The following is an 11,973-nucleotide window of genomic DNA, read 5'->3' as shown; positions in this document are numbered from 1 at the left end:
ATCAACCCGGTAGCCCATTCCATAATCAACTCGGTATTTCAGGTCGATGTAAATCGACAGACAGCGCGGTCGGCCCCTCTCCCTCTGGGAGAGGGAACTGATTGGGGGATGCTTCAAAGATGCGCCGACGTGAAAGTGCCTTACCGAATCCACAATCAACCCGGTAGCCCATTCCATAATCAACTCGGTATTTCAGGTCGATGTAAATCGACAGACAGCGCGGTCGGCCCCTCTCCCTCTGGGAGAGGGAACTGATTGGGGGATGCTTCAAAGATGCGCCGACGTGAAAGTGCCTTACCGAATCCACAATCAACCCGGTAGCCCATTCCATAATCAACTCGGTATTTCAGGTCGATGTAAATCGACAGACAGCGCGGTCGGCCCCCTCTCCCTCTGGGAGAGGGTTGGGGTGAGGGTGCCTGTGACACAAAAAACCCGGCCGAAGCCGGGTTTCTGTTCAAGTGATCACTGCATCCACGGCGGTGGCGGTGGTTCGTCGGACTTGCCTTTGGGCTCGTCGTCTGCCGCACGGATAGCCTGCTTGCGCTCTTCGTCGAGGCGCGCCGCTTCGATCTCGCGCAATACCCCGCCGACATCGGCGAGGTCTTCCGGATCATCGAACTCGCCGGTCAGCACGCTGGCCGGGTGCAAGGTGCCGGCTTCGTACAGCGCCCACATTTCTTTCGCGTACTTGGTGTTCTTCAACTCCGGCGCGAAGCGGCCGAAATACGAAGCCATGTTGCCAACGTCGCGCTCCAGCATGCTGAACGCGTGGTTGTTGCCGGCAGCGTCGACCGCTTGCGGCAGGTCGATGATGACCGGGCCGGTCGGCGTCAGCAGCACGTTGAACTCCGAGAGGTCACCGTGCACCAGACCGGTACACAACATCAGCACGATCTGCGAAATCAGGAACGCGTGATATTCGCGCGCCTGATCCGGCTCCAGCACCACGTCGTTCAGACGCGGCGCGGCGTCGCCATACTCGTCGGCGACCAGTTCCATCAACAGTACGCCGTCGAGGAAGTCGTACGGCTTGGGCACGCGGACACCGGCACCGGCCAACCGAAACAGCGCCGCCACTTCGGCGTTCTGCCAGGCGTCTTCGGTCTCTTTGCGACCGAACTTGGAGCCTTTGGCCATCGCCCGCGCCTGTCGGCTGTTACGAACCTTACGACCTTCCTGATACTCGGCCGCCTGGCGGAAACTGCGTTTGTTCGCCTCCTTGTAGACCTTCGCGCAACGTAACTGATTACCGCAGCGCACTACATAAACAGCTGCTTCTTTGCCACTCATCAGTGGGCGCAGCACTTCGTCGACCAGACCGTCCTCGATCAGGGGTTCAATGCGTTTTGGAGTCTTCATCAGCTTTTATTGTGGGTCCTTTATTACCAAACACGCGAATGTCACTCGTTATACGGCAATCCTCGCACCACGGGGAGGGGTTGCCGACCTGTGAACCCTATGAATGCATACACTGTGCCGAAAAAAATCGACCGTTGCGAATCATAGCCGAGCCGGGGTCACTTGGCGTTATCGGCCGTCGAGGGCATTTGCGACAGAATCTGACATGCCGATGCACTGAAGATCCTGTGGGGTCAGCGTTCGATGATGGCGGTGACGCCTTGACCGCCGGCGGCGCAGATCGAGATCAGGCCTCGCCCTTTGCCTGCGGCATCGAGAAGCTTGGCCATGTTCGCCACGAGACGCCCGCCAGTGGCGGCAAAAGGATGCCCCGCTGCCAGCGAACTGCCCTTCACATTGAGCCGGCTGCGGTCGATCGAGCCCAGCGGCGCGTCGAGGCCCAAGCGGGTTCTGCAATATTCCGGATCTTCCCAAGCCTTCAACGTGCACAGCACTTGCGCGGCGAACGCTTCGTGAATTTCGTAGTAATCGAAATCCTGCAAGGTCAGCCCATTGCGCGCCAGCAAGCGTGGTACGGCGTATACCGGCGCCATCAACAGGCCCTCGGCACCGTTGACGAAGTCCACCGCCGCCGCTTCGCCATCGCGCAGATAAGCGAGAATCGGCAGGCCACGTTCCTTCGCCCACGCTTCACTGCCCAGCAGCACCACCGAGGCGCCATCGGTCAGTGGCGTGGAGTTACCCGCCGTCAGCGTGCCTTTGGCGCTTTTCTCGAAGGCCGGTTTCAACGAGGCGAGTTTTTCCAGGGTCAGGTCCGGGCGCAGATTATTGTCGCGGGTCAGGCCGAGAAACGGCGTCATCAGATCGTTGTGCCAGCCCTCGGCATAGGACGCTGCCAGTTTGTGATGACTCTCGAGTGCGAGCCGATCCTGATCTTCGCGGGAAATGTTCCACGTCTGCGCCATCAACTCACAATGCTGCCCCATCGACAGGCCGGTGCGCGACTCGCCGTTGCGCGGGAATTCGGGGATCAAGTGTTTTGGGCGCAGTTGCAGAAAAGCTTTCAGCTTGTCAGCGGTGGTTTTACCACGGTTGGCTTGCAGGAGGATTCGGCGCAGGCCTTCGCTGACGCTGATCGGCGCGTCGGAGGTGGTGTCGACGCCGCCGGCAATACCGCTGTCGATCTGGCCGAGGGCGATTTTGTTCGCCACCAGGATCACCGCTTCAAGGCCGGTGCCGCAGGCTTGCTGGATATCGTACGCAGGCGTCGATGGCGACAGACGCGAGCCGAGTACGCATTCGCGGGTCAGGTTCATATCCCGTGACAATTTAAGCACTGCACCGGCCACCACTTCACCGATGCGCTGCCCGTGCAGGTTGTAGCGTTCGATCAAACCTTCGAGGGCGGCGGTGAGCATCGCCTGATTGCTGGCCGTGGCGTACGGCCCGTTGGAACGGGCGAAAGGGATACGGTTACCGCCAATGATCGCGACGCGGCGCAGCTGACTCATGCATAACTCCTTTTCAGATTGATCGGTTTCACGCTGGCCCCTTGTAGGAGTGAGCCTGCTCGCGATCGCGGTGTGTCAGTCAGCAAATGTTCATCTGATACACCGCGATCGCGAGCAGGCTCGCTCCTACAGGGTTCTGCTGTGTTACTGAATTTGTGCTCCGCAACAAAACCGTCGGGGGCAAACTACTCTGCTGTTCTAGCGTAGGCCGTATTGCGTGGATCGAACGATTGATTGCCGTCGATAGTCCACACTTTGAACCCCAACTTCTGGAGAGCGTTCCATGTCTGACCGCTATATCGACTTCGCCAACTCGTCCATCGGCCATCGTCTGGTCGGGGCACTGGGCCTGCCGTCGCCGGTGCGGCTGGAACGCTGGCAGGCCGGACGTCTGCGTCCGGTGGAGGGCGCGCTGCTGATCGGTGGCGGGCCGCTGGCCGAGCGCATCAGCCGCTTCGCCAACCGTTTGACCGACGGCATCTATCGCTACGGCGAACAGCCTGCGAGCGCCAGCGAGTGGATTGCCGGCCACGGTCCGAAACTCAAAGCCGTGGTGTTCGACGCCAGTGAGTTGCAGCACACCGACCAGCTCAAGCAGCTGCGTGAATTTTTCCAGCCGTTGATGAAAAACCTCGAATCCAGTGCGCATCTGGTGATTCTTGGCCGCGCTCCGGAAACCCTGCGCGAGCCTTTCGCCGCCAGTGCGCAACGGGCGCTCGAAGGCTTTTCCCGGTCGCTGGCCAAGGAGTTGCGCAGCGGCGGCACGTTGCAACTGATCTACGTCGGCGAAGGGGCCGAAGATCAACTCGAAGGACCACTGCGGTTTTTCCTGTCGCCGAAAAGTGCCTTCGTCTCCGGCCAGGTGATTCGCCTGACGGCTTGTGCGACACCGGTGACGGACTGGACGCGACCACTGGCCGGGCGCAAGGCGCTGGTCACGGGCGCAGCGCGCGGCATCGGCGCTTCCATTGCGGAAACCCTGGCGCGTGATGGCGCCGAGGTGATCCTGCTCGACGTACCGCCCGCAAAGACCGAACTTGAAGCTCTCGCCGCCCGCCTCGGTGGACGCGCGATCACCCTCGATATCTGCGCCGAAGACGCCGCCAGTCAACTGATCGAACAGTTGCCTGATGGCCTCGACATTCTGGTGCACAACGCCGGCATCACCCGCGACAAGACCTTGGCCAACATGACCCCGGAATTCTGGGACGCGGTGCTGGCAGTGAACCTCAACGCCCCGCAAGTGCTGACCAAGGCTCTGCTCGACAACGGCACGCTGCACGATAACGCACGAGTGGTGCTGCTTGCCTCGATCAGCGGCATCGCCGGTAACCGTGGGCAGACCAACTACGCGGCGAGCAAGGCCGGATTGATCGGTCTGGCGCAAGCGTGGGCGCCGACACTGCTTGAACGCGGCATCAGCATCAACGCCGTGGCCCCGGGGTTCATCGAAACGCAGATGACCGCACACATCCCGTTTGGCCTGCGTGAGGCCGGGCGGCGCATGAGTTCGCTGGGTCAGGGCGGCCTGCCGCAAGACGTCGCCGAAGCCGTCGCATGGCTGGCGCAACCGGGCACCGGCGCTTTCACCGGGCAGGCGCTGCGGGTCTGTGGACAAAGTGTTCTGGGGGCTTAAGGCATGAGCATCGAATGGCACACACTGGATCGCGAACCGGGTTTGCCCGGGCTCTACGCGCGGGCGGCGACGCGACGCAAAATCACCGGCACGCAACTGCCCGACGGCGGATTGCGTTGCTGGATCGATGTCGATGGCCAACGCCTGGCGGCGTATCGCAAGGTCTGCGGTTTCGCCGATGACGGCCTGTTGCCGCCGACTTATCCACACATCCTCGCCTTTGCCTTGCAGATGCAGTTGCTCACGGCCAAGGACTTCCCGTTTCCGTTGCTGGGGCTGGTTCACCTGAGCAATCGCATCCGCGTGTTACGGCCGATGGGCGGGATCAGCCGCGCGCACGTCAGTGTGCGGGTGCACAACCTGCAGCCGCATCCCAAAGGCGCGACGTTTGATCTGCTGACCACCCTCGATGATCAACTCGGGCCGTTATGGGAGGCCGAAAGCCAGATGCTCTGTCGCGGGGTGAAACTCGAAGGCGAGGCGCTCGAGCAGGAGTGGCAGCCGAGCCAGGCGCTGACGGAAGTGGCGCACTGGCAAGCTCCGGCCGACATTGGCCGGCAATACGCCAAGGTGTCCGGCGACTACAACCCGATTCACTTGAGCGCGGCGAGCGCAAAACTGTTCGGCTTCCCCACCGCCATCGCCCATGGTTTGTGGAACAAGGCACGCACGCTGGCAGCGCTGGCGGATCAGTTGCCCAAGGCCAATCTGGAAATCGCTGTGCATTTTCGCAAACCGGTGCGCCTGCCCAGCGAGGTCAGGTTATTGGCCAGCGCCGCAGGCTCCAGTGGCGAGTTGCAGTTGATGGGCGCTGGCGACCTGGAGCACATGGTCGGTCTATGGCAACCGATTGCCTGACGCTCTGGCAGAGCAGAAACAGCCCGTAAATTGTGTATATATCACTTAAGTTTTCCTCGCGTTCCTCGCCCTTTCCGTAAAACCCCAGGCCTTGATTTTCAAGGCCTTTTTTTGCCCGTGTATATCTTGGGTATTAGTCGTTAGGCACTGCACTGGCGCTTATATATAAAGGCGTTAATACCAACTTGAGAATGGTTGAAATCCGCGCACCGACTGAAATTACAGCCACGGACGAGGCATCACCGGCGACAGATCGGTGAGCCATCGAAGGCAACGAACGTTGTGACAGGTGCAAGGAATCTCGATCATGAAAACTCAAGACGTATGGTGCAAATCTGCAATCGCTCTGGCATTGATTTTCTCCCTTGGCCTCGCTGGCTGCAGCAGCGGCGGTGGCGGCCATCACAGCAGTTCCGGCAGCTCTTCGCCGTCCAGCGACACCGCTGGAACAGGTGGCACCGGTGGTACTGGCGGCACGGGTGATACAGCAGGCACCGGCGGAACCGGCGGAACCGGTGGTACTGGCGGTACTGGCGGCACCAACCCAACCGATCCAACCAATCCAACCAACCCGACAGATCCTACTGATCCAACCAACCCGACCAATCCGACACCGACGCCGCTGGTGACCACGACGCTGGTGCAGGATGTCGGTACTACCGTGGCCGGCGTGGGCGATGGTGTCGGTCAGGTTGGCGACTCTTTAAGCACCGTTCCCGTGGTTGGCGGCGTCGTGCAAAGCGCGGCCAACACTGCCGGCAACGTCGTCAGCACCTTGGGTAATGGTGTGGCCGACGGCATCGGCAAACTGGCCACCGACCCTAACGGCCTGACTACCACCGTCGCCTCGGTCGGCGGCGTGGTCACGGATGTCGGCAACGGCGTCTCCGACCTCAGCGGCAAACTGGCGACCGCCACCGGCAGCGTGCCAGTGGTCGGAGGTGTGGTCACTCGAGTGGCGCCACTGCTCGACGGCGTTGGCGAGAAAGTCACCATGCTCGGCAATACCCTCGACACCACGCTGACCAATGGCCCGACAAGTCAACTGACCAATCAGCTCGGTAAAAATCTGGTGCCGGTGATTGCGATGGTCGAAAGCACCACCGACAAGGTCGGCAGCGCGACAGGTCTGGGCGATCCGCTCAAAGGCGTGATCCAGAAAGTCGGCGATACCGTCAACGGCGTGGGTGACAAAGTGACCGACGCGGGCAATGGCAATGCGCTGACCAATACCCTCGGTGGAGCACTGAGCAACGCCGGGACTGCAGTCGGCAAGGCCGGCGGTCTGGTCTCCAACGGCACCGGTTCAGGTACTGGCGGCGGTATTGGCGGCGGCCTCGGTGGCGGCCTCGGCGGGACCGGTCTGCTGCAAACCGTGGGCGGTGCAGTGGTCAATGTCGGCGCAGGTCTGAATGCCGGCAACACCAATGGCGTGGTCAGCGCCGGTGGCGTCAGCGCTGTCGGCCTGGGTAATACCGTCGCTTCGCTGAACACTGTGCTGGGCGGCTCGGGCTCACCGATCACGGCCACTACCTCACCACTGGCCACCGTGGGCGCCACTATGGGCACAGCGCTGAATCCGGTCACCAGCGGCGTCACCAACGTGACTCAACAACTGGGTGCCGCTACCGGTCTCGGTTCGCCAGTCGCCGGTCTCACCAGCCAGGTTGGCGGTGCGGTGGGCAACCTCGGTGGCGCGATTGCCGCCACCAACAATCCGGTCACTACCGCCGTCGGTGGGCTGGTAACCAACGTCGGCAGCACCGTCACGGCGGTCGGCGGGCTGGTTAACGGCGGTGCCAGCGGGGGCACCACCGGTGGCGGTCTGGGCGGTGTGCTCGGCGGTCTGACCGGCGCCCTGGGAGGCAACAAACGCTAAATTGCACCTGGCCGATTCGACGGCCTTACCTACAGCGCCTACGCTTGGTTGAGGGCGGAAGATTCCCACGAGTCTTCCGCTTTTTTCTTAGGAAAAAACAGCCTCAAGCTGTGACCTGACCATGGAGTGTCCTATGCGCGTTATGGCGTCCCTGCTGTGCCTCAGCCTCAGTTCTGCTGCTCTCGCCGACACTCTGCCCAGCTTCCTCAACAGCAACGAAACCATCCGCAACCTGCCCGTGCCCAACTTGCCGGCCGATGCCTATCGCCCGAGTGCCGCGCCGGTGCAAGTACCGGATGCCGGGGCGACCGCTGCGCAGCCGTTGATGATGAGCACCAAGGTCAATCTGAAAACCGTGCAGATCGAAGGCGGCACGATCTACCCGCTGACCGAACTGGCGCAGAATTACCAACCGCTGATCGGCCATGAGACCAGCCTCGCCGAGCTGATCGAAGCCACGCGCAACATCACCCGGCGCTATCAGCAGGACGGCTATCTGCTGTCGTACGCGTTCCTGCCGCAACAGAATTTCGAGGACGGTGTGGCACGGGTGGTATTGGTGGAAGGCTACGTGCGCGACGTGCAAATGCAGGGCGACATCGGCCGCGTCAAAGGCCTGATCGATGAACTGGCGGCGAAAATCCAGGCCGAACGCCCGCTGACCCGCAAGACGTTCGAGCGTTACACGACGCTGATGACGCGCATCCCCGGCGTGACGATTCAGGCCCAGGTGCCGCCGCCGGGCACCACCGACGGCGCGACCACGCTGGTCGCCGAAGCCAGTCGCAAACCGTTCACCAGCACCCTGAGCACCACCGAAGACAACCGCAACGGTACTCAGGCCTTGCTCGGTGTCAGCAGCAATTCGCAGACCTCGATGGGCGAGCAATTGACCCTCAGCGGCTTGTTCCCGCCGGGCGATGATCACGAGCATTACTACCGCCTGGACTACAACCAGTTCATCAACAGCGAAGGTGCACAACTGGCCCTGTCCGCTTCGCGCTACCGCGCTGACCCGGGCACCAGCCTGTTGCTCGACAACGGCCTGGAGCTCAAACCCCATCGCGAGAACGACCGCTATTCGATCGGTTTCACCCTGCCGCTGATTGCCGCCTCCAACGAGCTGCTCACCGCCGGCTCACGGCTTTACGCGGTCAACGACAAAACCCGCTACAAGGTCATCGGCTACCCGTTGAGCGTCGAAGAACGCACCGACATACGCGCCCTCGCCTTCGAAAGCGACTGGCGCAAGGCTGATGCCCGACAACTGCGGATTTTGAGTGGAGGTGTGTACCAGGGCGTCGACAGCATGGGCGCAAAAACCAACAACAGCGCTATCGATCTCGACTTCTTCCGCGTGCGCCTGTCCGGGGTGCAGAGCAACAAATTCCTCGACAACTGGCAGGGCGTGCTGTCGGCTGCGCTGTACTGGAGCGACGACAGCTTGCCCGACAGCGAACGCGCGGTGTTCGGCGGGCAGAATTTCGGTCGTGGTTATCCTGACGATCAGGCATCCGGCGACAAGGGATGGGGGGTGGCATACGAGGTCAACTACAGCTTCAACCGCGACGGCAACTGGGTGAGGATTCTGCAGCCGTATGTTGTGCTGGACCGCTCGCGCAGCTGGTTCAATGAATTGCCGGTACAGGCCAACAGTCTGTCGTCAGCGGCGATCGGTCTGCGTTTCGGCGATGCCAAGTACTACAACATTGCGCTGGAGGCGGCGAAGGCGATGTCCGATGAAGCGCTCGACACGTTCAACCGTCGAGCGCGGTATAGCATCAGTTTCAGCTACCAACTCTAAAACCCTCCACGTGCAGGAGCTGCCGCAGGCTGCGATCTTTTGATGTTGTTTTTTAAAAAGCCAGATCAAAAGATCGCAGCCTTCGGCAGCTCCTGCACCGGTCAGAAGGCGTAACGCACTTTTGCCGTGAAACCATCGGAATCAAAGCCGCTGGCCGTCACGTAGTTGTACGACCCGCCGACACTCCAGGCGCCCATGCGGTAGTTGGCGCCCAGCCCCAGTTCATAGCTGTCACGCACCGGCGTGGTGCCACGGCTGGTGAACGAATCGCCGCCCAGAACGAACGATGACGTCGTGTCGACCTTGTCGCCGATAAAGTCGTGCCATGCCATGACTTTCGCTTCCGGCTCAAGACTGCCGGTGCCGACCGCAAACGCAGCGGCCAGACGTGCACCCACGCCTATTTCACCGACTTCGTAACGCTGGCTGCCGACATTCAACGACGCCGAACTGCCCTTCTCGCGATACGCATCCATGCCGACATTGGCATAACGGGTACCGACCTGCGGCTCGAGTACCACAGCAGGCAGCAGGTGCCAGCTGTAACCGGCCAGCGCGCTCACACCGAAAACATCACTGTCGTAATCGGCCTTGGCGCGCGTGCCGGCGATGTAGCGTTTCGACTCGTTGTCGTTCCAGCCATACATCAGCGAAGAATCGACGAACCAGTTGTCGTGCAGCCAATTGCTGTACAGGGTCAGCGCATGTCCGGTGACCTGGGTCTTGCTGCCCAGATCGGATTTCACGTCGGTGTCGAGGTAGCTGTAGGCCAGGCCCAAGGTCGTATCGGCGTTCAACTGGCCGTCGGCCCCCACCGCGATCCCGTGGCTGTCAGCGTCATAACCGCTCACGCCACGGCGCTCGTCCTGGTTGGCATCACTGCTCAAGGCTTGCAGCCAGACACCTTTTTCATTCGAGCCCGACTGTGCCCGAGCGCGCGCCGAGCGCTCGTTGATCACACCGGAAACCAGCGTCTGACTGTTGGTTGCTGCATGCAGAACGCCACGGCTGACATCCGGGCTGAGGGTCTCGGACAAGCGCGCCAACTCAGCATCGGTGCTGGCATTGGCGAAGGCCTGGTACACCGGATCCTGCTCGTCGAGGCGACTCATCAGCGATCCGGACAGACGACCGATCGCCCTGGCTGCGTTGACACTGCCGCCGACGGCCAGCGTGTTGTCTGCCAGTTCTTCAGCGGACTTGGTCGCCACCACCGTGATGATGTCATTGCCTTCGACACCGAAGCTTTTGACATCCAGCAGCGCAGAGCTGGAAGTCACGGTCAGGTTATTACCGCCGACCAGATTACCCGAGCTGATCAAGGTGTAGCGCGTGCCGCCGGGTGTGACCCGGAAGTCGCTGGAGCGCGCCAGCAAACGCAATTGCCCGCCGGGTGCAATGTCGGTGGTGCCGGTGACTTTCAACACCGGCAGCGCCGGGTTGGTGTCATTGCCCAGATACAACTCCAGTACCGAATTGGCTTCTTCCATGTCGAAGTCGCCGATGATCGTGGTGTGCGGGCGCACCAGCGTCAGCGTGCCTTCTTCGATGGTGACGTACCCGGACCTGATGGTCGAACCGTCGAACGTTGCATCGCCATCGACCAGCACGCCAGCCAAACCAAGCATATCGCCCTTGACCGTGCCGCCGAAGAAGTCGAAATACGTTTGCCCGTCATCAACCTGAATCGCCGCCGTACCGCCCTCGATCAACCCCGTCAGTTGATAAATCCTCGACAGACCGCTGCCGGCTGTCTGGTCACTGACGTGAACACCAATCGACTCACCGGAAATCGTACCGCTGTTGCTCAGCATTGCGCCGGAAGTGAACTTCACACCCTCCAGCGTCAGCGCCTCGGCATCAGTACCGCGAGCACGAATGACCCCGCTGTTATTGATTGAGCCTTTGAGTGTGGCACCGTCGAGAAACACGCCGAGTGCATCAATACCACTGGCGTTGATCGTGCCGCTGTTGCTGATCCCGCCCAAGGTAGTGTGTACAAACATCACACCACCGGCCCGCTCGCCACTGACATCAATGCTGCCGGTATTGGAGAGACTTCCACCTATGGTGCTGCCGGTATCGGAAATACCGGTGGAATCGCCCGAACCGGTCAATCCGTGAACAGCAATAGAACCTTGATTGATCAGGCTGCTGGTAATTTTGCTCGGCACTACGCCAGAGGAACCCAAGAGGATACCTACGCCATGGTTGGCGCCGTCAATGCGGATATCAGCGTTATTGCGCAATTGGTCGGCGGTCAGTCCCATGAACTGAGCAGCGTAAGTAAACGTCGACGGCGACCCGGGAGCGATGGTCCCGTTGCCGTTCAAATCGACCAGCCCCCAAGTCTGCAGGTTACTGTTCAGCGACCCACCGCCGAGGTCATGGTTCAGGTTGGCGGCAACGGCAGTAGAAGCGTGCAGCGTGGCAGCGGCAATGGACAGCGCCAGCAGCGATTGGCGCAAGCGTGCGGTATTCAAGCGAGATTCCCTTCCAAAACTTTATGAAACAGTTTCAGCAGGGCTCACATTCAACTGGCATCCCTACCGACCCTCCAGTTGGCCTGGTTCGGGCGCGGGGAATGTACACGAGCCATCATTTCGACACTACTAAAATGTCAGAATGATGGCGTCAATTTTCACGACCTCATTCCAGGGCCTTCAGAGCGGCTCCCACAATGACCGCACCCAATGTAGGAGCTGCCGCAGGCTGCGATCTTTTGATGTTGGTTTTTAAAAAGCCAGATCAAAAGATCGCAGCCTGCGGCAGCTCCTACAGGGGTGGTTCAGGATTGTGGGTCAATCCGGTCGAGTGCGCGGCTCACTGCCAGTTCGGCGAGCATGACGATTTGCTGAATCGCCAGCGCCGTGTACATCAGTGGAGAACGGTTGGGTGTCAGGGTGGCATTTCTGGCAGGCCA

The 11,973-nt window shown here is 60.9% G+C and carries 7 protein-coding genes; 4 read left to right on the top strand and 3 right to left on the bottom strand.

Annotated elements, in window-relative coordinates:
• Window positions 1-465 precede the first annotated feature (465 nt).
• Together CQ009_RS29270 and CQ009_RS29265 are read right to left on the bottom strand one after the other, a co-directional pair.
• Complete coding sequence (locus CQ009_RS29270) at window positions 466-1,362, bottom strand: PA4780 family RIO1-like protein kinase (protein WP_064388826.1); 897 nt, start codon at window positions 1,360-1,362, stop codon at window positions 466-468.
• A gap of 233 nt (window positions 1,363-1,595) precedes the next feature.
• Entirely contained in the window at window positions 1,596-2,873 is a 1,278-nt protein-coding gene (locus CQ009_RS29265; protein WP_105709443.1) for an acetyl-CoA C-acetyltransferase, read from the bottom strand.
• Between the two features lie 283 nt (window positions 2,874-3,156).
• On the opposite strand from CQ009_RS29265, the gene CQ009_RS29260 reads away from it, so the two are divergent.
• The 4 genes from CQ009_RS29260 (at window position 3,157) to CQ009_RS29245 (ending at window position 9,050) form a co-directional block, all read left to right on the top strand.
• Window positions 3,157-4,509, top strand: a complete 1,353-nt coding sequence (locus CQ009_RS29260) for a 3-oxoacyl-ACP reductase (protein WP_064388824.1) — start codon at window positions 3,157-3,159, stop codon at window positions 4,507-4,509.
• Window positions 4,510-4,512: 3 nt separating this feature from the next.
• The gene (locus tag CQ009_RS29255; protein ID WP_105709442.1) at window positions 4,513-5,367 is read left to right on the top strand and encodes a MaoC/PaaZ C-terminal domain-containing protein; all 855 of its coding nucleotides are present in this window, start codon (window positions 4,513-4,515) and stop codon (window positions 5,365-5,367) included.
• Window positions 5,368-5,674: 307 nt separating this feature from the next.
• Entirely contained in the window at window positions 5,675-7,246 is a 1,572-nt protein-coding gene (locus CQ009_RS29250; protein ID WP_105709441.1) for a collagen-like triple helix repeat-containing protein, read from the top strand.
• Between the two features lie 133 nt (window positions 7,247-7,379).
• Window positions 7,380-9,050: a ShlB/FhaC/HecB family hemolysin secretion/activation protein gene (locus tag CQ009_RS29245; protein ID WP_064388821.1), complete on the top strand. Its 1,671-nt coding sequence runs from the start codon at window positions 7,380-7,382 to the stop codon at window positions 9,048-9,050.
• Between the two features lie 101 nt (window positions 9,051-9,151).
• Here CQ009_RS29245 and CQ009_RS29240 read toward each other — a convergent pair whose 3' ends face one another.
• Window positions 9,152-11,533, bottom strand: coding sequence for an autotransporter outer membrane beta-barrel domain-containing protein (locus CQ009_RS29240; protein ID WP_064388820.1), 2,382 nt, complete (start codon window positions 11,531-11,533; stop codon window positions 9,152-9,154).
• Between the last annotated feature and the right edge of the window lie 440 nt (window positions 11,534-11,973).

The organism is Pseudomonas sp. MYb2 (assembly GCF_002979955.1).
Taxonomy (GTDB): Bacteria; Pseudomonadota; Gammaproteobacteria; order Pseudomonadales; family Pseudomonadaceae; genus Aquipseudomonas.
This window is presented reverse-complemented; position numbering and strand designations above follow the sequence as displayed.

Coding starts and splice junctions, on each gene's coding strand:
- CQ009_RS29245 (WP_064388821.1), top strand. CDS start 7,380: ATGCGCGTTATGGCGTCCCTGCTGTGCCTCAGCCTCAGTTCTGCTGCT.
- CQ009_RS29265 (WP_105709443.1), bottom strand. CDS start 2,873: ATGAGTCAGCTGCGCCGCGTCGCGATCATTGGCGGTAACCGTATCCCT.
- CQ009_RS29270 (WP_064388826.1), bottom strand. CDS start 1,362: ATGAAGACTCCAAAACGCATTGAACCCCTGATCGAGGACGGTCTGGTC.
- CQ009_RS29255 (WP_105709442.1), top strand. CDS start 4,513: ATGAGCATCGAATGGCACACACTGGATCGCGAACCGGGTTTGCCCGGG.
- CQ009_RS29260 (WP_064388824.1), top strand. CDS start 3,157: ATGTCTGACCGCTATATCGACTTCGCCAACTCGTCCATCGGCCATCGT.
- CQ009_RS29250 (WP_105709441.1), top strand. CDS start 5,675: ATGAAAACTCAAGACGTATGGTGCAAATCTGCAATCGCTCTGGCATTG.